This is a genomic window from Enterococcus lemanii (assembly GCF_016909125.1).
Taxonomy (GTDB): Bacteria; Bacillota; Bacilli; order Lactobacillales; family Enterococcaceae; genus Enterococcus_I; species Enterococcus_I lemanii.
The window spans coordinates 19,605-43,864 of record NZ_JAFBFD010000013.1 but is presented as its reverse complement, the minus strand read 5'-3'; the positions used below and the strand labels follow the sequence as shown (position 1 = coordinate 43,864).

20 protein-coding genes and 1 pseudogene are annotated in these 24,260 nt (G+C 39.2%); 12 read left to right on the top strand and 9 right to left on the bottom strand.

Translation table 11 applies throughout. The features are described 5' to 3' along the window. Positions 1 to 40 precede the first annotated feature (40 nt). Positions 41 to 829 carry an AraC family transcriptional regulator gene (locus tag JOD14_RS05225; protein ID WP_204653782.1) on the bottom strand — a complete coding sequence of 263 codons (789 nt, stop codon included), beginning with the start codon at positions 827 to 829 and terminating at the stop codon, positions 41 to 43. A 121-nt stretch (positions 830 to 950) separates the two neighbouring features. Here JOD14_RS05225 and JOD14_RS05220 point away from each other — a divergent pair, with 121 nt between their 5' ends. The 4 genes from JOD14_RS05220 to JOD14_RS05205 all read left to right on the top strand — a co-directional run bounded on the left by JOD14_RS05220 (position 951) and on the right by JOD14_RS05205 (position 4,463). Then, complete coding sequence (locus JOD14_RS05220; protein ID WP_204653781.1) at positions 951 to 2,033, top strand: Gfo/Idh/MocA family protein; 1,083 nt, start codon at positions 951 to 953, stop codon at positions 2,031 to 2,033. Between the two features lie 10 nt (positions 2,034 to 2,043). Further along, the gene (locus JOD14_RS05215) at positions 2,044 to 2,775 is read left to right on the top strand and encodes a ThuA domain-containing protein (RefSeq protein ID WP_204653780.1); all 732 of its coding nucleotides are present in this window, start codon (positions 2,044 to 2,046) and stop codon (positions 2,773 to 2,775) included. Positions 2,776 to 2,784: 9 nt separating this feature from the next. Next, the gene (locus JOD14_RS05210) at positions 2,785 to 3,888 is read left to right on the top strand and encodes a Gfo/Idh/MocA family protein (RefSeq protein WP_204653779.1); all 1,104 of its coding nucleotides are present in this window, start codon (positions 2,785 to 2,787) and stop codon (positions 3,886 to 3,888) included. Positions 3,889 to 4,001: 113 nt separating this feature from the next. Further along, positions 4,002 to 4,463, top strand: a complete 462-nt coding sequence (locus JOD14_RS05205; RefSeq protein WP_204653778.1) for a carboxymuconolactone decarboxylase family protein — start codon at positions 4,002 to 4,004, stop codon at positions 4,461 to 4,463. Positions 4,464 to 4,515: 52 nt separating this feature from the next. Here JOD14_RS05205 and JOD14_RS05200 read toward each other — a convergent pair whose 3' ends face one another. Beyond that, positions 4,516 to 5,301, bottom strand: coding sequence for a helix-turn-helix domain-containing protein (locus JOD14_RS05200; RefSeq protein ID WP_204653777.1), 786 nt, complete (start codon positions 5,299 to 5,301; stop codon positions 4,516 to 4,518). A gap of 141 nt (positions 5,302 to 5,442) precedes the next feature. Here JOD14_RS05200 and JOD14_RS05195 point away from each other — a divergent pair, with 141 nt between their 5' ends. Continuing rightward, positions 5,443 to 7,449 (top strand): beta-galactosidase, encoded by a 2,007-nt coding sequence (locus JOD14_RS05195; protein WP_204653776.1) that lies wholly within the window; start codon positions 5,443 to 5,445, stop codon positions 7,447 to 7,449. 83 nt (positions 7,450 to 7,532) lie between these two features. On the opposite strand, the gene JOD14_RS05190 is transcribed toward JOD14_RS05195, so the two are convergent. The 6 genes and pseudogenes from JOD14_RS05190 to JOD14_RS05170 all read right to left on the bottom strand — a co-directional run bounded on the left by JOD14_RS05190 (position 7,533) and on the right by JOD14_RS05170 (position 13,839). Then, positions 7,533 to 10,292 carry a glycosyl hydrolase 115 family protein gene (locus JOD14_RS05190; protein WP_204653775.1) on the bottom strand — a complete coding sequence of 920 codons (2,760 nt, stop codon included), beginning with the start codon at positions 10,290 to 10,292 and terminating at the stop codon, positions 7,533 to 7,535. Positions 10,293 to 10,313: 21 nt separating this feature from the next. Further along, the gene (locus JOD14_RS13345; RefSeq protein WP_275581278.1) at positions 10,314 to 10,436 is read right to left on the bottom strand and encodes a hypothetical protein; all 123 of its coding nucleotides are present in this window, start codon (positions 10,434 to 10,436) and stop codon (positions 10,314 to 10,316) included. Between the two features lie 94 nt (positions 10,437 to 10,530). Further along, the gene (locus tag JOD14_RS05185; protein ID WP_204653774.1) at positions 10,531 to 11,382 is read right to left on the bottom strand and encodes an AraC family transcriptional regulator; all 852 of its coding nucleotides are present in this window, start codon (positions 11,380 to 11,382) and stop codon (positions 10,531 to 10,533) included. Positions 11,383 to 11,638: 256 nt separating this feature from the next. Continuing rightward, a pseudogene (locus JOD14_RS13600) lies at positions 11,639 to 11,743 on the bottom strand (SEC-C metal-binding domain-containing protein); the annotation flags it as partial. A gap of 524 nt (positions 11,744 to 12,267) precedes the next feature. Then, a complete protein-coding gene (locus JOD14_RS13505) occupies positions 12,268 to 12,942 on the bottom strand; it encodes an SEC-C metal-binding domain-containing protein (protein ID WP_204653773.1) in 675 nt (224 codons plus the stop codon). A gap of 90 nt (positions 12,943 to 13,032) precedes the next feature. After that, complete coding sequence (locus tag JOD14_RS05170; protein ID WP_204653772.1) at positions 13,033 to 13,839, bottom strand: AraC family transcriptional regulator; 807 nt, start codon at positions 13,837 to 13,839, stop codon at positions 13,033 to 13,035. Between the two features lie 117 nt (positions 13,840 to 13,956). On the opposite strand from JOD14_RS05170, the gene JOD14_RS05165 reads away from it, so the two are divergent. The 7 genes from JOD14_RS05165 (at position 13,957) to JOD14_RS05135 (ending at position 22,313) form a co-directional block, all read left to right on the top strand. Beyond that, positions 13,957 to 16,182: a glycoside hydrolase family 2 protein gene (locus JOD14_RS05165; protein ID WP_204653771.1), complete on the top strand. Its 2,226-nt coding sequence runs from the start codon at positions 13,957 to 13,959 to the stop codon at positions 16,180 to 16,182. A 113-nt stretch (positions 16,183 to 16,295) separates the two neighbouring features. After that, positions 16,296 to 16,826: a GNAT family N-acetyltransferase gene (locus JOD14_RS05160; RefSeq protein ID WP_204653770.1), complete on the top strand. Its 531-nt coding sequence runs from the start codon at positions 16,296 to 16,298 to the stop codon at positions 16,824 to 16,826. Between the two features lie 117 nt (positions 16,827 to 16,943). Then, the gene (locus tag JOD14_RS05155) at positions 16,944 to 17,675 is read left to right on the top strand and encodes a polyphosphate polymerase domain-containing protein (RefSeq protein ID WP_204653768.1); all 732 of its coding nucleotides are present in this window, start codon (positions 16,944 to 16,946) and stop codon (positions 17,673 to 17,675) included. Further along, positions 17,653 to 18,330, top strand: coding sequence for a DUF4956 domain-containing protein (locus tag JOD14_RS05150; RefSeq protein WP_204653766.1), 678 nt, complete (start codon positions 17,653 to 17,655; stop codon positions 18,328 to 18,330). The genes JOD14_RS05155 and JOD14_RS05150 overlap by 23 nt, the downstream gene beginning before the upstream one ends. A gap of 16 nt (positions 18,331 to 18,346) precedes the next feature. Next, positions 18,347 to 20,233 carry a carbohydrate-binding domain-containing protein gene (locus tag JOD14_RS05145; protein WP_204653765.1) on the top strand — a complete coding sequence of 629 codons (1,887 nt, stop codon included), beginning with the start codon at positions 18,347 to 18,349 and terminating at the stop codon, positions 20,231 to 20,233. A 63-nt stretch (positions 20,234 to 20,296) separates the two neighbouring features. Further along, the gene (locus JOD14_RS05140) at positions 20,297 to 20,974 is read left to right on the top strand and encodes a response regulator transcription factor (protein WP_204653764.1); all 678 of its coding nucleotides are present in this window, start codon (positions 20,297 to 20,299) and stop codon (positions 20,972 to 20,974) included. 1 nt (position 20,975) lies between these two features. Beyond that, complete coding sequence (locus JOD14_RS05135; RefSeq protein WP_204653763.1) at positions 20,976 to 22,313, top strand: ATP-binding protein; 1,338 nt, start codon at positions 20,976 to 20,978, stop codon at positions 22,311 to 22,313. A gap of 24 nt (positions 22,314 to 22,337) precedes the next feature. Here JOD14_RS05135 and glmS read toward each other — a convergent pair whose 3' ends face one another. Then, on the bottom strand, positions 22,338 to 24,149 hold the full coding sequence (gene glmS / locus JOD14_RS05130; RefSeq protein ID WP_204653762.1) for a glutamine--fructose-6-phosphate transaminase (isomerizing): 1,812 nt from the start codon (positions 24,147 to 24,149) through the stop codon (positions 22,338 to 22,340). Between the last annotated feature and the right edge of the window lie 111 nt (positions 24,150 to 24,260).

The window sequence follows — 24,260 nt, the reverse complement described above, 5'->3', positions numbered from 1 at the left end:
AATAAAAGGAGCGCTTCTTTGTAAAAAGAAGCCGCTCTTTTTATTTCAAATATCTCTGTCGATACTCCCTAGGTGTCATTTTTTCAAATTTCATAAAGCTGCGATTGAAGCTGCGTGGTTGTTCAAAACCTGCTTCATAAGCGATTTCTAAAACCGAGAGACTGCTTGTTTCAAGCAGTCTCTTTGCGGTTTCAAGGCGTAGTTGGGCCAGATAATCGGGAAAGGGGATGCCAAGTTTTTTGGTGAAAATTTTAGAAATCGTATAAGGGCTACAATTTAAATCATTAGCAATTTGGGTTAACGTGATTTTTTCAAGATAGTGTTTTGATAAATAAACGACGACTTGTTGCGTTAAGGTAAAATCTAGTTGCTCTGGGCGTCTGATTAAAGAAAGTTGTGAAAGACAAAGGGCGAAAATCTGATACCATGTCGCACGAATGAGAAAGTCATCACGAAAATCGGGTTGTTTATTTGGTGCAAGTGCGTGTTCCAGTAGTTTTTTTAAAGTTGGGTCTGTGATGGCTAAGATTGGATTTTCAGGTAAATAATGGGTGAAAATCCAAGCAAAGTCATTAAATAATTGGTAATCAATAATCGAAATTTTGACTTCATTTCTTTGATTGCTATTATAGCCGTGAATGCAATGCGGAAAGACCATAGCGGCATGCCCGGCTTCAATTGTGTAGTCGCGTTGTTCAATTGTAATGATTAAACTTCCCGTTTGAACGTAAAGAATTTCGACTTCAGGGTGTAAATGAAGGGGGAATTGTAAATTATCCATAGTGAACACACGGTTTGTTTCTGTCTGTTTTTCGTAAAATGGAAGCATTTTATCTCCTTTTGTGGCCAATATTTGTCTATATTAAACGTTGCTTTTGTCACGAATTGTAAACGATAACATGCTAGAATGCAAACATAGAAAAACATAAAAATTTGGAGGGATATTATTGATGAAACAAGCAGCAATTATTGGTTTTGGCGGGATGGGAAAGTGGCACCAAGATGCAATTAGCCAACAAATAAAAGAATTGACCGTAACGGGTATTTTAGATGTACGCCCAGAAGCCAAAGCCGAAGCACGTGAAAAAAATTTACATGTTTATCAAGATTTAGAAGCGCTTTTAGCCGATCAAGCAATCGAAGTCGTGATTGTTGCCACGCCGAATGATTCTCATAAAGAATATATCATCAAAGCTTTATGTGCCGGCAAACACGTCGTTAGTGAAAAACCGGTTGTCTTAAAAAGTACGGATTTAACAGAAATTATCGCTGAAGCAAAAGAAGCGACGGGGCTGTTTACGATTCATCAAAACCGCCGATGGGATCATGATTTCCAAATCGTTAAAGAAGTATTGAACCAGTCCGATATTGGCAAACCTTACTTTATTGAAAGTCGTGTGAATGGTTCAAGTATTTTTTTACATGGTTGGCGTGATTATGAAATCAACGGTGGCGGGATGTTGTATGACTGGGGAGTGCATTTAATTGATCAAGCCCTACAATTGATTCCAGAAAAAGTCGTTTCTGTACATGCGCATTTATTTAATATTCATTCCAAAGAAGTCGATGACAATATCAAAGTTTCTTTAATGTTTGAAAACGAGGTCTCAGTGATTTTGGAAGTGGCGACCAATTGCTTCATTCCGGCTCCGCGTTGGCACGTTTCATGCAAAAACGGGACTTTTTGGATTGAAAATTGGGCTTGTGAAGGTAAAATTGTTCAATTAGCAGATAATCAAGCGATGAAATGGGAAAACGATATTGTCTATACCGCGGCTGGACCGACACGGACGATGGCCCCAAGACCAGATAGTACCGTCCAAGAAAAAGCTTTGCCAACGATTAAAGATGCGCGAGGCAATGAATATCATCGTTTTTCATCGGCCGATATTTTTTATCATAATCTACTAGAAGCAATTGAAGGCAAACAAGATTTATTGGTCAAAGCAGAAGAAGCGTTACGTGTGATTCAAATTATTGAACTAGCTTTTCAATCAGCAAAAGAACAACAAGGAATTGCGTGTGCGATTTAAGGAGGAAAAAATGAAAAAAGCATTGATTATCCAAGGTGGTTGGGACGGGCACGAACCACAATTAACGAGTAAACGTTTTGCTAAAATGTTAGAAGAAGAAGGGAATTGGGTCGTTTCTCTTCAAGATAATTTGACTTGCTTAGAAGATTTTGAAACATTAAAAACATACGATTTATTAGTTGCTTGCTGGACAATGGGGACTATTTCTTCGCAACAACAAGAAAATGTATCCAAAGCTGTCGGAGCTGGAATGGGTCTAGCCGGTTGTCATGGCGGAATGTGTGATGCATTCCGAGAGGATACGCAGTGGCAATTTATGACTGGTGGACAATGGGTTTCGCATCCTGGTGGAGATGGTGTTGAGTATATGGTCAATATCAATCACGGTTCTAGTCCGATCGTAGCGGGTTTAGAAGATTTCAAAGTTTGCAGTGAACATTATTATTTGCATGTTGATCCAGCCGTAGAAGTACTAGCAACGACGCGTTTCCCACATTCAGACGTTCCGTATTATCATATCTCCAACAAGGTTGTCGATATGCCAGTTGCCTGGACTAAGTTTTGGGGCAACGGCCGCGTCTTTTATCAATCGCTGGGGCATCATGACGAGGTGTTTGACCATAGCCCGAGTGCGCATCAATTGATGAAACAAGGCTTGCTATGGGCAGGTGAAAGTAAAGCCTATGCGACTGAAATGAAACTGACAACGGATCGTTTTGAAAATAACGCCAAAATGTATTGAGGTGAGGAAATGAAAACAACTAAAATTGCAATCATTGGAATCGGAGCCATTAGCGGTATTTATTTAGAAAATTTAACCAGTTTATTCCAGCAAGTGGAAATTATCGGGGTGTGTGACTTAATCGTCGAGCGTGCCCAAAAAGCGGTTGCAGACTATCAAATCCCTAAATTGTATTTAACGATGGAAGAAGCTTTTGCCGATGAAGAAGTCGAGATTATTCTAAATTTAACCCGTCCTTATGAACATTATGCTGTTACCAAGGCTGCTTTATTAGCCGGTAAACATGTTTATTCAGAAAAACCATTAGCAGCGACGCTTTCCGAAGGCGAAGAACTAGTCGCCCTTGCCAAAGCTAAACAATTAGCACTCGGTGGCGCTCCGGATACTTTTTTAGGTGCTGCCCTTCAAACGTGTCGCAAGTTAATTGACGATGGCTTTATCGGCGAGGTCGTAGGATTTCATGCGGCGATGCTTTGTCGTGGCCATGAAAGTTGGCATCCCGATCCAGCCTTTTATTATCAATTTGGCGGTGGACCGATGATGGATATGGGTCCCTATTATTTGACGGCACTAACGAATTTGCTTGGTCGTGTTGAAAGTGTCATGGCTGTTGCTAAAAAAACATTTGCAACGCGAACAATTACAAGTCAACCGCAGCAAGGTCAAACCATCGAAGTAGACGTTCCCACGTATTTAAGTGGTATTTTAACTTTTGAAAATGGCGTCATTGGCAATTTAACCACGACATTTGACGTGGTTTCTAACCAACAGGCACATTTGGAAATTTATGGCTCAAAAGGGAGTTTACGAGTACCCGATCCCAATTTTTTTGGAGAGAAAATCTATTTATTACGCTCAGAAACACCCGAATATAAAGAAATTCCGTTACTTTTTGATTATCAAGAAAATTCACGAGGCTTAGGCTTGGCTGATATGGCCCAAGCATTAAAGGAAAACCGTCCAATTCGCGCCAATGTTTCGCAAACTTTTCACGTGTTAGAAGTGATGACCGCCTTTGTCCGTAGTAGTGAAAATGAAGCCAAAGAAGTAATTACCTCTAGTTTTGAACGCGCAGCCCCGATGAAGGCGGCGGATGTTTTGGGCGTGCTTTAGAAAATACCTATAATGATTGAACTGACAAGCCATTTTTTTGAAGAAATTTGAAAACAGGCGTATGATGAATAGGAAAAGAAATTTCTTTTCAAAATAAAGGAGAGTGGATAAAAATGACTGCACGACTCAATTACGCACAAATTGCCCCAGATGCTTTTAAAACGATGCTAGCATTTGAACAATATATTCATACAACGACGCTAGAACCAGCGTTGCTTGAACTGGTGAAGACACGTTCTTCTCAAATAAACGGCTGCGCATATTGTTTAGATATGCATACAAAAGATGCCCGTGCTAAAGGTGAAACCGAGCAACGATTGTACTTATTAAATGCTTGGCGCGAAACAGACTTTTATACTGAAAGAGAACGCGCGGCATTGGCTTTAACGGAAAAAATGACGGAAGTAGCTCAAACACACGGAATTAGTGACGAAGAATATGCGGAAATTCTTACGCATTTTAGTGAAAAAGAATTTGTTGATTTGATGTATGCGATTAATACGATTAATAGTTGGAATCGTCTAGCAATTTTTACCAAGGCAGAACCGGGTCATTATCGCCCAACTGGAAAATAAAAAAAAGAGGAAAAAGTTTTCAAATCGCTTTTTCCTCTTTTTTTCTATGGATTTATCGCTCATTATTTTTTCGATATTCACTAGGAGTAGTCCCCGTTATTTGTTTAAACTGGCGATAAAAATGAACAGCAGTTTGATAACCACAGACAATCATAATCTCTTCAATTGTTAAATCTGTTGTTATCAGCATTTTTTTAACATATTCGATGCGAAAACGAATGAAATCATTTTTGAAAGTCGTTTGAAAAAAAGCTTTGTATAAGTGATGAAAATGAGAGACACTTATTTTTAATGTGTTTGCGAGTTCATTTGCAGATAAAGCAATCGTTGGATTGACTTGTATTTTTAAGCGCAATTCTTGAAATGAATAATAATAAGGATGGTTATGGATTAAATGGTCTTTTTGTTCATAAGCATCAACGAGGTTATTAACTAATAATTGAAACAATAACTCAATATTTTTTTCCTTAAAAGTAGTAGAAGCATATTCTTTTTCCCAAAGAATTTTTTCTAAATAAGTTTCTAACTGAGGAATTTTCCGACAAGTAAAAAATTGATTGCCTAAAATATCTAATGAGGGGAAATCAGTTTTGTTGTTCAGGTTAAAATGCAACCAACTATCAATGTATGCACCGTTTGGATTGGCATATTCATAGGCCGTCTTTTGATTGATCAATACAATGGATGGTGGAGCAACGATTGTTTTGATCCCATTTAAAATAAAAACAGCTTCTGATTTAATGAAAAGTAATAAGAATTCTGGCAAGCCATGTTTACGTTTCATGATAAAACCTCTGTTATGTTTGGTGTGAATGCCGCCATCAAAAATCTGAATCAATTGTTTTCCCTCCTAGATCTAACTGAAAAATATGAAACTAATAATTACAGAAAAGGTTAGTCATTTACAGTATAGGCCATTATCTTCGTTTTTTATAGGTGTTAAAATAAATAAAAACTAAAGAAACGAGAGGAAGTTTAAATGGAAAATTTGCAATTTGGTGTGGACTATTATCCCGAACACTGGGATGAGGAGCGTTGGTCAATTGATTTGTCCATGATGAAGGAAATGGGGATAACCGTTGTTCGTTTAGCAGAGTTTTCGTGGAGTGCTTTGGAACCAGCAGAAGGAGCGTTTTCTTTTGAGTGGTTGGCTAAAGTTCTTGATTTGTGTGCAGCGTTTGATTTAAAAGTTGTTCTAGGGACCCCCACGGCCGCGCCACCTGCTTGGGTAATCGAAAAAATGCCAGACATTCAACCAATGGCTTCTGATGGGGCACGCCGATACTTTGGCGGTCGTCACCATGATTGTCAGTCACATCCAGGGTATCGTGAACAAATTAAACAGTATGTGACGGCTTTTGCGAGTCATTTTGGGGCGCACCCGCAAGTAATTGGTTGGCAAGTCGATAACGAGTTGGGGAATAGTCATGGCGATTTGTGTTATTGTTCGTATTGCGAAGCCGCTTTTCGTCAGTGGTTAGAGGGTAAATACGGTACTATCGAAGCGGTAAATCAAAATTGGGGTACGACTTTTTGGAGTCAAGACTATCAAAGTTTTACTCAAATTCATGCACCTAAAAATACGGCGTCTGGACAAAATCCCTCTCGAGCATTGGATTGGCAGCTATTCCATTCCGATTTAATCAATGAATTTCATTCTTTTCAAGCACAAATAATTCGAGAACATTCACCAAATCGTTTTATCACGCATAATTTAATGGGTTTTTCCAATGTTGTGAACTACCATGATTTGGCGAAACAATTGGAATTTGTTAGTCATGACCAGTATTTAGAAGGTTATTGGCGTAATTATGAAAAAGATAAAGTAGAGGAAAATTATGGCACAAAAAGAGCGTTTGCTGCAGCAGAATTAGATTTTATTCGCAGTATAAAAAAAGCAGGATTTTGGATAATGGAGCAACAATCGAGTATTTCTGGTTGGGATATTTTAGGGAGAACCCCAAAACCTGGCGAAATTAGTCTGTGGAGTGTTCAATCCGTTGCACATGGAGCCGATACCATTGTTTATTTTCGTTGGCGCTCTTGTAAGATGGGGACTGAACAATATTGGCATGGTATTTTACCTCATTCGGGAATACCTGGACGCTCTTATTTTGAAATCAAAACTTTGATTCAGAAAATAAAACCACTGATGAAAGAAGTCAAAGGAATCCTTCCAAAACCGAAAGTAGCCATTGTCCATTCCTATGCACAACATTACGCTATGCAAATTCAACCACACCACCCCGATTTGAATTATTTGGACCATTTGTACACCTATTATCGCGAACTATATCAAAGAAATATTGCCGTTGACTTTGTTCAAGAATTAGAGGATTGGTCGCCGTATCAGTTAGTCATCGCGCCACTACAATATTTAATGAGCCCAGAGCAAGCCCAACATTACACAAATTTTGTGGAAAAAGGTGGCCATCTAGTCGTTACGATGCGCACAGGAGTGAAAGAACGGAATAATTTATGTCTCATTGATCAAGCATTACCAGGCGATTTAAGTGCGGTTTTCGGTGTTGAAGTGCATGAATACGATTGTTTACGCGATGTGGATGTGCAAGTGCAATTAGAAGGGGAAATATTTACTGGAAGCAAATGGGCGGATATTTTAACCCCAACATCAGCGGAAGTCATCGCGACTTATGCTTCTGAGTTTTATGCCAAAGAAGCAGCGATTACCGTTCATTCCTATGGTAAGGGCAAAGCATATTATGTTGGAACCGAACTAGACCGTGAGTTGATGCATCGTTTTATGAATCAGTTGGCCGATGTTTTGCCAGAAACTTTGGTCACCCCACCCGGAGTTGAAATTATTTCTCGCGAAAATGAGCAAGTAAGTTATTATTTTGTGATGAATCACCAAAATAAGGATCAAGCAATCACAATACCAGAAGATTGGGAAGCGTATTACCCAGAACAAGACCGAAATATGATTTCAGCGAATCAATATCAAGTGTATAAAAAAATGAAATAAAGTAAAAACCAAAACAGAAGGTCGCTAATTCCTCTGTTTTGGTTTTTTTAGTATTTAGAAAATAACTCAATGAAGCAAATAAACTAAAAATGATGTGGACTAGCGATTGGACCAACTAAAGCTTGCCCACCAGCACCTGGAATGGTTTCAATTAAGATGCGATCAAATAAAATAGCAGCATCGACTCGATAAATAACTAAAGTATGCCACCCAGGCTGCTGAACGGTAATTGAAAATACAAGCGGTTCGCTCATCTGCATCACATTATTTGCCCAAGCCTCACTTCCCCAATGATCATTTCCGAGTAAATTTGCACACGTTGGGATGTCATCATCTAAGCCAATTGCTAAGTGGCAAGTCCGCAAACGCCCATCGGCTTCGACGCCTTCATTTAAGGTTGGGATGCGGTAAAGTTTGCCGTAAAAGGTTCCTGTTCGTTCGAAATAAACGTGGTAATGAATCTGTGCAGAATCTTGTAAATTTTCTCTGATACTAATAGCATCATTGGGTAACGCTTTCATCACGCCTTTTCGTTGCCCAATGTTGGGGATAAATTGCCAGTAACTAGCATCTCGCCCGTTAACGAGTTTTGAATAATTGCCCGCTTCAATTAAGAGATAACCATTCGCCTCCATTGCTGTTTTGGGTGGCAATACTAGATTCGAAAGAGTAGCCTGCACTTGAAAAGTCGCAATGATTTGTGTTGAATTTTTCTGAGAAATGGTAATTGTTCCACTCTGGCTGTTCGTTAGTTGAGACCAATCAATCGTTACCCAGAGGCGTTCTTCACTAGCTGTTGCCCCATGAGAGTGGGAAAGACGAATCCATGAATCAGCCTGTGCTTCCCAGTGTTGGACTTGTCCATCTTTGCTAAAGATGTCGATAAATTTTTCTTGTTCAAGTTTTGAGTGGAAATATAAAGTACCCGTATTTGGAACAAGTTGATCTTCACAAGCCGCACCGATTGTAGGAAAACTGGATTCAAGTGGTTGATAATGCGCTTCATTTAACATGACAATGCCTTCGTTGACACCACCGTAATAAGCAATTGGGTGGCTATAACCAATGCTATACTGCCATTTGCTTTGATTGATGGTCCAAAATTTCTGTTGGGCTTGTTGAATATTTTCTTGTGCTTTTAGTGATAGTTTTTTTAAAAGAGGTGCACTCCCAAAACGCCCTTGTGACACGGCTAATTGATATTTCCAAAAATAAACAAACTGTTCGGCCATGTAAGCATAAGACGAAATGGGGTGATAAATTTGTTGATAAAAGGCAATGTTTTGTTCGTCAGATAATTCATCTTGAATGGCATTTAAAGTCGTAACTAAAGATTGGCAATGATCAATGAGGCGCTGACCCTCGTCACCAGCATGCATCACACTAAAAGGAAAAGCGTGTTCTTCTTTAAATAAAGGTGTTTCGATGGACGATAAATTTTCTGTCCCGAAATGTTCCGGGCGTTTCGTGCCATTTAGTTTTGAATAAGCTAGCAAAACATCGGCTAAAGCATTTGTCAAATCTTCGTTTAATGAGTAATCGCGGCGTAATTGCGGGATGAAAAAATCTTCTTTGAGCGTTGCTTCGTGAAGAGAATCAATATCCCAAGCAAGTTTGTAGGACTGATGGTAATAAATTCCTGTACCACCTGGGCGTTTTCGTTCGAGTTCATTTGGAACTTGGCGAATATAGCCAAAATTATCCTCCGCCCACATTAAAATAACCTTTTCATCAATAAAATCTTTTAGACCGTTGTTGTACAAATAACCGATTTCTTTGTAAGGGATAAATACTTGTGGGACCGCATCCGGATCACCATGAACTTCTGCGATTAATCGTCTTTGTTCACGAATAACATCTTTTAACATCGCCACTTCATCTTTAAAAGTAGCTTCAAGATTAGATTTGGCATATGAACCGTCGTGTCCCCCGCGAATTCCGAGTGCATAAATACTTTCAAATTCTTTATTGGCAACCAATCGTTCTTTCCAATAAGCTAAAATAGCTTCTTTATGGCGGGTGTAATCAAACGCGTCATCCCAATTTTTTGTTTGCCAAGAATAATTTGCTTGATTTTTAATAAACCAATTTTGCCATTCGCCGACATTATTACGTAACATCATTTCACAATGCGAGGCGGATAAAATCACCCCATAGCGAGCGGCTTCTGCGGCATTGACTGACACGCCTTGCTTATTTTCAAAGGCGTTAAAGGCGTCGGTTCCTTCATGCATCGCCGGCCAAAGCGTATTTAAACCTAATCGGAGTAACAGTTCAAAGACATGGCGGTAAAAGTAAACACTAGGTACCCCTTGTTCATTTGAAAATTTTTCTTTTACCCAATCAATCGTACGTTCTTCGTCATTTATAAAAATGCCGCGATATTTAATGGAAGGGGCCTTTTGGACAATTGTCTGCGTATCAACATTAATTTTTTCTTTGATAGGTACGGGCACATCGCTATACCAATACCAAGGAGAAACACCAATCAATTTCGAAAGATGGTAAATACCATAAATTGTTCCACGTGGATCACTTCCTACAATCACAAGTGCACAAGGAATTTCTGGCGTCGGAAAGGCAACGGTTTTTATGAGAAAACCTTCGCCTTCATTTTTGATCGCATCGAATTCAGGCAATTTTTGCTCTTGATAGAGCGTTTGGATAAAACGACTTTCAGTAAATGATCCGATAATCATTACGTTTTTATTTTGTTTTTCAAGGGAGAAACTCAGGTTAGGAATTTGATTCTTGCTCCCTTGATTTAAACGGTGTTCTTGTTGTTCAGGACTATCGTTAAAGCATAACTGTACTTCTTTATAATCAATAGCCCCGGTCACCATCGCAATGTCTTGTCGCAGGTCTTACATCGCGCGAGTCACTTGCTGGTAATTTATTTTGCCAATATTGGTTGAAGCGTAACCGTCGTCCATAATAATCGGGACAACTTCTTGACCATCATAAATTTGAAATGTCTTTTGTTTCATTTTCTGCCTCCAGATAGCGTTTCCATTATCTTATAAGATTTTAAAAAGAAAGACTTCGTTAATTCAGACAAAAAAGCGTCAAAAAAAGCCAAGCTTATCTTAAACTCATTTTTAATTGATGTTGCTTTGGCGTGAGACCATATTCTTTTTTGTAAGCTTTTATAAAATGTGAATGATTAATAAAACCACACTGATTAGAAATTTCGGTAATGCTCCATTCCGATTTTAATAATTCATGCGCTTTTAAAAGTCTCCGTTTTAAAATATATTGATGCAGAGTAAAACCAGTTTCTTGTTTAAACGCGCGAGTGAGGTGGCGCGTGCTAACAAAACAATGTTGAGCCAGTTCTTCATTTAATAACGGTTGGTCAAGATTTTGTTGGATGTATTGCAAGACATCTTGAATCAATGTTGAATAGCGCGGAGGGGTGACGGCTTGCTTTTCGAAAGCGTGCTGTTTTAAATTTAAATCAACCATTAAGTTAATAAAATCAGCGAGTTGTTTTAAATCTTCCCCGAATTTCTCCGTCTTTTTTTTAAGCATAAAAGGAGAAAGAAAAGGCAGTAGCTCTTCCTTGTTTGTTTTTAGTAAGCAACTTTGCGGTGTATGATCAAAGGTGAAAAAAGCGGTTAAGGGCGACTGTTTCGTTGCAAGGTTTTCTAAAAAAAGCGGATGGATATAGAAAATTAGTCGTTCATAATTTTGTTGGTCTTTTACTTGGACATGATGGATATCTTTTGCATGAATAAACAAAGTATTACCTGAAGTCAGCGAGTAGCGTCTATTTTCAATGAAAAAATCAACTGTACCCCGTAATAAAATAAAAAGTTCATGAAATTCATGGTAATGCAAATGTTCGGAATAGCCTTGGTTTCCTATTTTATAAAGAACATCAAATTGTGCCGATTGCATGTGTTCTTCATCATGGTAATATTTCCGATTCAAAAAAATGCCCTCCTTTTATTCGTCTTCTTTATGATAAGAGATGGATGGAGTGAAGTAAATGGGAAAATCCGATACCCTCTTTTTTTAGATACCCTAAGTTTAAGCAGCATCTGTTACGAAAAAAGTAGCAACAAAGCGATCAAAAAAATAATCAAGGTTGTATGTAGCAACATAACGACAAAGAGCACATCGCAATTTGCTTGTGCTCTTTGTCGTTATGCTTTTTATGCAGCGCGTTTAGCTAAAAATTCGCAAATTATCCGCAACATTTCTTATATTTCTTCCCACTACCGCATGGACAGGGGCTGTTTCGACCGATTTTCTCGTGACGAATCGGTTGTTTGTTTGCCGGCGCACCGCTAAGTGCATAGGGATTTGCTTGTAAAAAATCGATTAAAAAAGCATCCACTTGTGCTTCGTCGGTTAAGTCCATACCGATAGAAGCGGCGTATTGAAGGGCGGCATCCATTTCGTCTATTTCTTCTGGTGAAGTTGTTTTCAAAAATAATTGTTCGTCGCCGTCTAAGACACCAGCGACTAGTTCTTCGGTATTTTGTAAGATTTGTTTTTCACCAAGGAAGTCAAGAAATTGACAGAGGACTCGTGCAAAAGCATAGGTAAAATCATCATCCATTTTTAATTTCATTGGAAAAAGTTCACCGATAATATTGATGGTGTCTGCTTTATTCCAGTCTTGTGGCATTTTTTTATGGTACGACAACATAAAATCAGCATAAGCTTGTATGGTAAAATCTGTTTGGGATTGTTCAATTACGTCAAGTTCTGAAAAGTAATTTGTTTGTTTAAATTGTTCTAACCAATTTTGTAATAAAGGATCGAGTATTTCTTTTTGCTCAATATAATCCATTATTTTACTCCTTTGTTCTATTGATTTAATCGATTGGGAAAGGCAATGACGTTATCAAAGCGTCCGCAACATTCTTTAAAGTTTTTCCCACTACCACAAGGGCATAAAAGATTTGGGTCACTCTTGGTCTTTTTCTTTTTAGTCTGCTTCGATTTAGAAGGGCGCATGCTTTCAATGTCTGCACGAATTTCATCAAGATGATCCATATTAGCGATAAAAAAAGCAATATAATCATGTACTTCTTCGACATTCGCAAAAGTGAGTCCCATCTCTTTGGCAAAAGCGAGGGCTTCTTCTTCTAATGCTATCAGGTGTTCGTCATCGTAATTAATTCCTAAAACTTTTTCTTCAACGTCCATCAAGCCGTTAATCAAGGCGTCGCTATTTTTCAAATTCCCTTGGCTCTCTAAAAATAAGAAAAAAGTACCTAAACAAGGAATCGCTGCGTACAAGTGATCGTCGTTGTCTGCATAGTTTTTAAGCATTTTTTTTAAAGTAGTAACCGTTTCTTTTTTTGTCCAACGATTTGGTAAGCGATCAAAGTCAACGAGCATAAAGTCTGCATAACTTTTAACGACCGTGAGCGAAAATTTCTTTTCAAGTGGATCCAACTCTTGATAATAGGAGCTTTTCTGAAAAGAATGGAGCCAAGGATTTAATATTTGATTTAATTGTTTTTTCTTTTCGAACACGTTAAATTGCTCCTTTCTACAAAATACTTTCTTTCTATTGTATCATGTTATGCTAAAATACTAGTTACTTTGCCTAAAATGACTTTGAATTTATTGATATTTTTGGCGAAATTGATGTGGCGTAATTTGTTCAAATTTACGAAAGGTCGTAATGAAATAATTAGCATTATGAAAGCCAACTTTTTGCGCAACTTCCGTAATGGATAAGTGGCGTTCTTGCAGTAATAAAACTTTTGCTTGGCGAAGTCGATAAGTGTTTATGTACTGGTTCGGTGTCATTTGTAGTGCTTGTTTAAAAATACGCGTGATGTACTGAGTGGAAAACCCCAGTTGTTGAGCAAAGTCATGATCGCCTAACGGTTGGGTGAAGTTGGCTTCAATATAGCGTTGCAGGGGAGCCACAATGCTTTGGTACGTGTAGTCACCCTTTGTTTGACTGAGTGAATTTTTCTTTAACAACATTAAAAATTGATAAATCGTACCAGAAATGTCGTATTGATAACCAGGGGCGGCGTGAGTGACTTGTTCGGCTAATGCTAAAATAAATTGATCGATTTCAGCGACATTTTCAGTGACATAGAGTAGCGCGTCGAGTTGCAAGAGTGCAAGGATTTCCTGAGCAAGGGCACCGCCAAATGTAAAATACGTGGTGGTCCATTCTTTAGTCGTTCGTTCGTATTGATGAGGCAGTTGTTGATTCATAAAAAGACCTGTATTCTCAGGTAAATCAAATCTTTGTTTTGCCACTTGAATTTTTCCTTGGCCAGACTTTGTGTGGATCCAATGAATGTAAGGATAACCATTGGGGCGAATCACGGCTTCTTGTTCACAATCATAACCAATGCTATCAACAAATAAAGGCAGCCGTTTATCCGGTTGGTCAAACAAATAGCGCATTTTTCTCCTCGTTTCAAATTGTATAATTTTTTGCTCAAATAATGAGATTGTTCTTTTAGTATAGGGCGTCTTATAATAAGTGTAAAGTAAAAATAACAAAGAAAAAGGATGAAAAGCATGGAACTTAGACAAAGAATTAATGATCAGTGGTTTTTTAGCGCAACGTACCAATCCGGGCTTGAAAAAGAAAAAGCGTTTACGGCATTTGAAGCGGTTCAGTTGCCGCATAATACCGTTGAACTGACTTATAATTATTTTGATGAAAAAAGCTATCAAAAGAAAACTTGTTATTTCCGCAAATTAAATTTAAAAAATGATAGCCGTCATTTTGTTCGTTTTGAAGGGGTCATGGCCGTCGCAGATGTTTATTTGAATGGCGAATATTTAACGACGCATAAAGGCGGTTATACCCCTTTTGAAGTTGAATTAATCACGTCACAAGCAGAAAATATTTTAGCCGTTGTGGTCGATAGTTCCGAACGTGAAGACGTGCCGCCTTTTGGTGGAGCAATTGACTATTTGACTTATGGTGGTATTTACCGCGATGTTTTCTTAATTGAGCGACAAGGAGCCTATGTGACGGAACCTTTTTTCAAAATTGAAAACCTTGAAGCAAAAAATTATCGGGCCGATTTAAGCTTTAATTTGTCAGAAAAGGCACAACTACAAGTACAGTTAAAAGGAGAAGGGCTGGCGGTCACTTTCGAGCACGAAGGTCAAGTCGGCAGCAACGAACTCGCTTTTCCAGCAATGACGGTCAAGGAATGGTCACCTGAAACCCCACAATTGTATGAATTAACGGTGTTAGAAGGAAACGATTGCTTGTATCAAACGAAAGTTGGTTTTCGTCGCGCCGTATTTACGAAAGAAGGTTTTTACTTAAATGGTGAAAATTATCCAATCATTGGTTTAAACCGCCATCAAGATTATCCGTATGTAGGGTATGCCATGCCAGAAGAATGGCAAGTAGAAGACGTCCGTGTTTTAAAAGAAGAATTAGGCTTAAATATGGTGCGCACGTCACATTATCCACAAAGTCCAGCTTTTATTGCCGCGTGTGACGAACTCGGCTTATTAGTTTTTGAAGAAATTCCAGGATGGCAACACATTGGAACGGGCGAGTGGCAAGCGGTCTTATTACAAAACGTGGAAGAGATGGTCGTACGTGATCGCAACCATCCAAGTATTGTTTTGTGGGGAGTTAGGGTCAATGAATCCGGCGACGATCATGGGCTCTATACGAAAACCAATGCGTTATGTCGTCAATTAGACCCAACTCGTCAAACAGGCGGCGTGCGTTACTTAGAAAAAAGTGAATTTTTAGAAGATGTCTATACGATGAATGATTTCTCATATGACGGCGGCGATATTAAACGCTTAAAACAAGAACTTGGTGAAATCGCAACCTACGATAATGTTCAAACCAAACGAATTGGTCTGCGGACGGTTGAACAAGTCGCCGGCGAAAAAGTACCTTATTTAGTTACGGAATATGCTGGCCATATGTACCCAACGAAACGTTTTGATCAAGAAGAACGTTTGATTGAACATGCGATGCGTCATGCGGTCGTTTTAAATGCAGCCTACGCCAATCCTAACATCAGTGGGGCCGTTGGTTGGTGTGCTTTTGACTATCACACACATGAAAACTTCGGCAGTGGCGACCGTTTTTGCTACCATGGAGTGATGGATAATTTCCGCGTGAGCAAGTTTGCCGCAGGTGTCTATGCAAGCCAACAAGATCCAGCCATTCGACCAGTGTTAGCGCCTTTAACCAATTGGACGCGTGGGGATCGGAATATGGGACAAAGCATGCCGATTTACGTCTTTACGAACTGCGATAAAGTAGAAGTGCGTTACAATGGCAAGTCGCGTGGTTTTTACGAGCGCGAAGCAAATGGCGCGTTGAATCACTTGCCTTATCCACCAATTGTTTTAAAAGAATTCAATTTTTTATGGGGCGAACCCTTTGGCCCACTTGATATCATTGGATACTTAAACGATGAAGTGGTGGCAGTCAAAGAATACGCAAATGACCCGGTATTAAGCGATTTTCTTTTGACAAGTAGTCATGATACGCTCGTTCAATCGGATGCTTGGGCAGCGACGAAACTTACGATGAAATTCGTTGACCAAAAAGGCAACTTATTACCATTTTTAATGGGCAGTGTCCGCTTAGAAACAACCGGTGGTGAAATCTTAGGCGGCCAGGATGTGCCAATTATTGGTGGATCAGCGGTGTGTTGGTTAAGAACCTTGCCAGAGACTCACGGAGAAATCAAAGTAACCGCGCGTTATGGGAAACTTAGTCAAGAAGTAACGATTCGAGTGGAGAAACAATAAAACAAACAAAGAAAGAATGGTGTTTTAAAAGCACTGTTCTTTTTTTGTTTACAAAGAACAAAAATTCAAGTAAACTAGTCAAAATTACTGAGAAGGAAAGCAGGTAAGGCCAGATGAATATCCGTTTAGTAGAGCCTACGATTGAATGGCAAACAGAAATCCAAGCTTTTTTAACAGAAATGCAAGAAAACAAGAGTGCCATTGCAGGCATGGGCTCTTTAGAAACAATGCCAAGTGTCGCACATTGGTTAGCAAAAAGTGAGAGAAATAAAAACCCTGCAACGGTTCCTAGTCACTTGGTTCGTGCCATTCAATACCTCTATGTCGATCTTGAAACACGCGAAATTATTGGGATGATTCAATTGCGTTGTGCACTCAATGATTATTTAAAAGACTTTGGTGGACACATTGGCTATTCGATTGCGCCAAGTAAACGTCGTCAAGGCTACGGCGTGCAGATGTTACAAGCATGTTTAATTGAAGCGAAAAAACAAGGCTTAACAAAAGTCTTATTAACGTGCGATCCAGAGAATACTGGGAGTCGAAAAATTATTCAAGCCAATGGTGGGACTTATGCAGAAAAAGTTTTTCATCCAGAGGAAAAACGCTGGTATGAGAAATATTGGATTACGATAGATGTGTAAAAAGCCGCTAAAAGAAAAACAGTTCATTGTTTTTCTTTTAGCGTTTTTTTTATTTCTTCCCTTAAGCTAACTTTAAGTTTCACTTTTTATACTAGGTTTCAAGAAAGGGTGAGCGCGATGAAGAAATATGCTTTTGAGCGAAGAGAAACAAAATATATCATTCCAAATGAGCGGTTTGCCGATTTTTTAACGGATTTAGCCGAACACATGGAGCAAGATGAATACGGGCGCCATTTGATTCAGTCGCTGTATTACGATACAGACAATTATCAAATGATTCGCCATTCAATGGAGAAACCTGTTTACAAAGAAAAATTTCGGGTGCGATGTTACGGGTTGGCATGTGCCGATTCGCTGGTTTTTTTGGAACTAAAAAAGAAAATTGATCGCGTCGTTTATAAACGTCGAATTGCAATTTCATACGAAACCTATCAAACTTGGCTTGCAGGCGGTGCTTTTCCAATGGACGAAAAACAACCACAAATTAGTCGAGAATTGGCTTGGGTATTTTATCAGTACCCAGATTTAAAACCCAAAGTTTTAATTAGTTATGAACGGCTTTCTTATTTTAGCAAAGCGGATGCACAATTTCGCGTGACGTTTGATCAACAAATTTCTTATCAAAGTGAACCATTTGATTTAAGTACACTAAATAATCGTGCATTAGTCGCGCCAGAGCTAGGGGTGTTAATGGAAGTCAAAGCCCTCGGTGCCTATCCGTTGTGGTTCGTGGAATTATTAAATCAATACCAATTACAAAAATCAAGTTTTTCAAAATACGCGCAAACGTATCAAAGACATTTAAGAAAAGAAGGAGCGTTTTATGATGTTTCAAAGTGTGTATCCTAGTGATTTAACTGCATTTACAATCATGCAATTATTTATTTGTGTGGGGACGTCCATTTTATTGGGTCTCGTCGTGGCTTATGTTCATACGGTTCGTAATACCTATACGAAAAGTTTTATTGTAACAGTTGCCGTTTTACCATTAATTGTTCAAGCGGTGATTATGTTAGTTAATGGTAATTTAGGAACTGGAATGGCGGTTTTAGGGGCTTTTAGTTTAGTCCGTTTTCGTTCGGTGGCCGGTGGTTCACGTGAAATTACGAGTATTTTTTGGGCGATGGCGATTGGTTTAGCAACCGGGATGGGTTATGTAACGTATATCGTCTTTATTTCAGCAATCGTTGCTCTTTTTTTACTGATTTTATATCGTTTTGATATTAAATTTGCGCCACCAATGGAAGAGCGGCTTTTAAAAATAACGATTCCTGAAGATTTAGATTATCCTGGCTTGTTTGACGACTTATTTAATTTGTATACAAAAGAAGCGGAACTCATTTCAGTCAAAACAACGACGATGGGGAGTTTATACGAATTACGTTACCAATTAATTTTAAAAGAAAATCAAAATGAGAAGCAATTGATTGATGAAGTGCGCGTTCGGAATGGCAATTTACCGGTGATGTTAGGTAAAGTTGTTACAAATAAAGAATCACTATAGTTAGGAGGGAAATCAAATGAAAAAAGGATCACTCAGTTTATTTGTCTGTGCGTTATTACTAGGTGCTTGTCAAAGTAGTACAACGGCTTCATCGAGTATTCAAATTACGCAATCAGAAAGTATTACACAAGTTAGCACAGATTTAAGTGACGTATTTGGTAATTATCAAGAAGTCGATTTTCAAACCGAATACGACGAAGAAACGGCGACCAAAATTATTTTTGGTGACACGACGAAAATTGAAGGAGAGGGTGCCGAAAGTACAGATAATATTGTTTCAATTACTCAAGGCGGCACTTATATTCTTTCAGGCAGTGCAACCAATGGGCAGTTAAAAGTAAACGTCAGTAAAGAAGACTCGGTTCATTTAATCTTTGATGGTGTCACATTAAGCAATGATTTTGGTCCGGCGATTTGGATTGAAGAAGCCGATCAGGTCATTGCTACATTGGTTACAGGTACGGTTAATACATTCACGGATGCAAGTGAATACCAAAATCAAACAGAAGAATCAAAAGAAGACGCGGTTTTTTACAGTCAAGCGGATTTGACAATCAATGGAAGCGGGACTTTAGCCATTACAGGAAACTATAAAAATGGTTTAGTTAGTAAAGATGATCTCGTTTTAATTTCAGGTGTTTATCAAATCGAAGCGGTAAAAGATGCAGTTGTAGGCAAAGATATGGTGTCGATTTATGATGGCGATTATACGTTAACGACGCAAGAAGGCGATGGGATTAAAGCCAATAACGATAGCGAATCCGAAAAAGGTTATGTAGCGATTGAAGGCGGCCTAATGACCATTCAAGCAGGGCGTGACGGGATTCAAGCCGAAACATCATTGAAAATTCAAGAAGCGACGTTACAGATTACGACCGCTAGTGGCGCAAATAGTACCGATTTAATCGATGAAGAAAGTTACAAAGGCTTAAAAGCGGGCACCGAAGTCTTAATCACAAGTGGCGATTTTACCGTTGATAGTGCCGATGATAGTTTACATACAAATGGTGACATTGAAATTACTGGCGGCACCTTCTCTTTAGCCAGTGGCGATGATGGGATACATGCCGACCAAACACTAACATTAGCTGGGGGCACCATTGCGATTACCCAATCGGTGGAAGGCTTGGAAGCCGCGAGCATTCAATTAGTCGGTAGTGATGTTGAGATTGTGGCTTCTGACGATGGGATTAATGCCTCTGATGGTAGTAGCACGAGTACAGAAGGCGCACCGGGTGGCTTTGGCGCCGTGAATGAGGATTTAATTATTAATATAACTGCCGGTCAAATTGTGGTGGATGCGCAGGGCGATGGCGTTGATAGTAACGGCAACATAACGATGAGCGGCGGTACTTTAATTGTTAATGGCACAACATCTGGTGGGGACGGTGCCCTTGATTATGATGGGACGTTTGATTTAACTGGTGGGACGCTTGTGGCAGTCGGCAGTTCAGCAATGGCTCAAACCGTTAGCGACAGCTCAAGCCAAGGAACCGTTAGTTTTTATCTCGATCAAAAACAAAGTGCCAATCAAATGGTGAGTCTATTTGATGCCTCAAACGAGTTACTCCTAGCTTTTACCCCGATTCGTGACTATCAATTTGTAGTGATTAGTACACCAGATTTAGTCATTGACCAAAGTTATACGCTCCATTTAGGCGGGACGGCTACGGGCGATGCTCAAAACGGTTTAGTGACAGACGGTAGTGTGGCGGATAGTCAGTTGACCACGTCGTTTACATTAGAGGCAACGGTGAGTGCTTTTAATCAGTCGGGTGAAGCAGCGTCAACCCAAGGCATGATGGGTGGGGCACCAGGCATGATGGGTGGTGGCGGACCTGGCCAAATGCCAAACGCTGAAGGACAATTTGAGCCAGGTACCCCACCAAATAGTAACCAGTAAAAAAGACGTCAAGAAAATTGTTCAAAAGAAGCCCCCGTGTTAAACTAAAAATGAGGTGAAACGATGATTAAAATTTTAATTATTGAAGACGAAGAAGTTTTATCTGATAACATTCGTGAAATTTTAGAAGATTTAGGCGAAATCACCCAAGTTTATGACGGGGAGAGCGGCTTATATGAAGCAAGTTTAGGCGTCTATGATATAATCTTGCTCGATTTAATGTTGCCTGAAAAACATGGTTATCAAGTTTTAGCAGAATTGCGTCAAGAAAATGTCCAAACACCGGTCTTAATTTTAACGGCAAAAGATAGTTTAGAAGATAAAGTCGTTGGTTTTCAAAAAGGCGCCGATGATTATTTAACAAAGCCTTTTTACCGCGAAGAATTACTGTTAAGAGTGAAAGCGTTGTTGCGCCGTTCTTTAGGTCTTTTTTCAGAACAACAAATTTCTTCTAGCGGTTTGATTTGCCAATTGACGACGCGCCAAGTGCAATATGCAGGGCAAGTCTTACCGATTCAAGGAAAAGAGTTTGAGTTACTCGTTTACTTCATGCAAAATAAAGGAATTATTTTGACAAAAGAACAAATTTTTGACCGAATTTGGGGTTTTGATTCAAATACAACGCTTCAAGTAGTCGAAGTGTATATGAGTCATTTACGTAAACATTTAAAAGAAGTCAAAAAAGAACATCTAATTCAAACGTTACGCAATGTCGGTTATATTTTTCAAGAGGAGGGCTAAAGTGACTTTAGAAATTTCTAAAAAGCAAAGATGGCGCTTTTTCTTGATTAGCGCGAGTTCTTTTGCCCTCTTATTTGTACTATTAGGTGCGATTGTTTTTCAATTATTGCAAATGTCAGCCTATCGCCAAACGGATATGAATTTAGCTGAAATGACCACCAATCGTCCAATTATTGAACGTGAAATTCGTCGATTGACTCAAGAGGATCCCTTTATTGATGCACCACAAGCGCGTCCAGGTTCCACAGAAAAAGAACCAATGGATCAAATGTTTAATACGCAAATTATTTTATGGACAAAAGACGGCGATATTTTAAATAAAGAAACGTTAGGCGGGCGTTATACGCAACTACAATCCCTAACATTAAATAAAAAGAAATTAGCCGAAGTCGTGGCCTTGACGCTTGCTTCAAATGGCTTATCTTTTCGTTCAGTTACGATAGAAAATACGATTTTTGAAACGAATGAAGTAGCTTATATTCAATTTTTGACGAATACCAATCAAATTGATGACTCCCTTCAGACGTTTCAGTGGATTTTGTTTGTTTGTATGTTTATTTTTTGGATTATCTCACTCGGAGTGAGTGTTTTGATTTCTAAAATGAATATGAAGCCTTTAATGCTTGCTTGGAATAAACAACAAGAATTTGTCGAAAATGCTTCCCACGAATTACGCACACCACTAACGATTATTCAAAATAATTTACAATATTTATTTACCAAACCTAATCAAACCATTATGGATCAATCGCCGCGGATCGCTCAAGCTTTAAGTGAAACGAGACGTTTAACCAATTTAACCAATGACTTATTGTTAATTGCGCGTAGTGATGGCAATCAAGCAACAATTCATGCAGAACTTACCGATGTCGATGAATTTTTAAGTGCACTCATTCAACCGTTTGCTGAAATTGCCGCAATGGAAGAAAAGCAGTTTGAATACGGTAATGAAATCAGTGACCCGATGCTTTTTGATGCGAGTAAAATACATCAAGTGTTGGTAATTTTACTTGATAATGCTTTGAAATATACGCAGGCACACGATGAAATCCAAGTCATTGCTCGTCAAACAAGTCATAAATGGTGGCAAATCGAAGTCAAAAATAGTGGTGGGAAAATTCCCGATGAAGAAAAAATATTCATTTTTGAACGCTTTTATCGTCAAGAACAATCACGTAATCAAGCAACTGGGGGCTATGGTTTAGGTTTAGCGATTGCCCAACAAATCGTTAAAAACCATCAAGGAAAACTCACTGTAACAGACTGGGATACCAATGGGGTTCAGTTTACTGTTCAATTGCCGATGATCATTAAAAAACCAAACGAAGCGCAAAACTAGCCGCTTCGTTTGGTTTTTTTCTATTTATTCAACGGTAACCGATTTTGCTAAGTTTCTTGGTTTATCCACGTCATAGCCACGCTCAAGTGTCGCGTAGTAGGCAAGAAGTTGCGTTGGTACAACCGAAGTCAAGGTTGTTAAATAAGGATGCACGACTGGTAAGCGAACTTGATCGCCGTCTTGGGCGAAGTTGGCTTGAACAATCACTAAAACATGAGCCCCACGACTTTTTACTTCTTGTAAGTTGCCGCGAGTATGCGCTTTGGTTTTTTCATCAGTAATTAAACCAATCACTGGCGTAGCCTCTTCAATTAAGGCAATCGTTCCGTGTTTTAATTCACCCGCCGCAAACCCTTCTGCTTGGATATAAGAGATTTCTTTTAATTTTAAAGCAGCTTCAAGGGCTACGTAGTAATCATTGCCACGACCAATGTAAAAAGTGTTGCGCTGATTAGCTAAAAAGTCATGCGCGGCTATTTTGAGGGCTTCTTTTTCATAAAGGATTTCTTCCATGCTTGTTGCAGCAAGCTCTAATTCGTGAAAGATATCAAACGCACTACAAAGTGGGTTGTTTTTAGCTTGGCCAAGCGTATAAGCTAAAATGGTCATTAAAGCAACTTGAGAAGTATAGGCTTTGGTTGAGGCAACGGCAATTTCTGGTCCGGCGACTAAAGATAAAGCATAAGTGGCTTCTCGAGCTAAAGTGGAACCGGGCACGTTTGTAATCGTTAATGATGGTGCGCCTAGTTCGTTCGTTTGCACAAGTACTTGACGACTATCTGCCGTTTCCCCGCTTTGGCTTAAATAAATGAAAAAAGGTTCTTTAGCCAATAATGGTTGGTGATAAGCAAACTCACTGGCCACATGGACTTCAACTGGAATTTGCGTCAATTTTTCAAAAGTCGCTTTGGTAGCTAGACCAGCATGATAACTAGTCCCGCAAGCCACGATGTAAATCCGCTCGCTCGCTAAGAGTTGCTTGATTAAGGTATCATCGATAATGGGTTGGTGCTGTTCATCAAAGTAAGTTTGTAATAACCGTCGAATAACAGAAGGTTGCTCTTCGATTTCTTTTAGCATGTAGTAAGGATACAAACCTTTTTCAATATCGGCTGCTTCGACTTCAGCCGTATAAGCAGCACGATCAATGGTTTGACCATCGGCATCTTCTAACCAAAGTTGTTGCGGTGTTAAAATCCCAATTTCACCATCTTTTAATTCAATAAATCGGTTCGTTTCATGGATCATCGCAAAAGCATCACTGCCAACTAAATAGCAGTCTTCGCCACAACCAATTAATAAAGGGCTCTTGTTTTTAGCGATATAAAGCTTGGTTGGATCTTGCGTATCAATTAGAGCAAACGCGTAAGAACCGTTTATTTCTTCCAGCGCTTTTTTGAACGCTTCAAACGCAGACAAGTGCTCCTTTTCACTAAGCGTCTCAATCACATTGACGACAATCTCGGTATCTGTTTGACCGTTTAAGGCAAGTCCGTTTAAGTAAGTTTCTTGCAATTCCAAATGGTTCTCAATCACGCCATTATGCACTAAAACAAACCGTCCTCCTTGAGAAAGGTGGGGATGCGCATTTTCTTCGCTTGGGACACCATGCGTTGCCCAACGCGTATGTCCAATCCCGATGTTTCCAGTGATTTCAGGGGTTAATTTTTGAGCCAAATTGGTTAATTGTCCTGGTGCTTTGACTAAGTGGTCTGTTTCTTGATTGGCCACGTAAATACCAGCAGAATCGTAACCACGGTACTCAAGACGCTCCAATCCTTTCAAAATGATTTCACAAGCATTTTCTTTCCCAATAATTCCGACAATTCCACACATAATTTGCCTTCCTACTTTCTATTCAATTTTTTAGTTGGAAGGTTTCTATCTGCGTGATGAAAATTTTGTGCCCACCTTTGCAAGGGGCTTTGTATTTCATCTGTAGAGTGC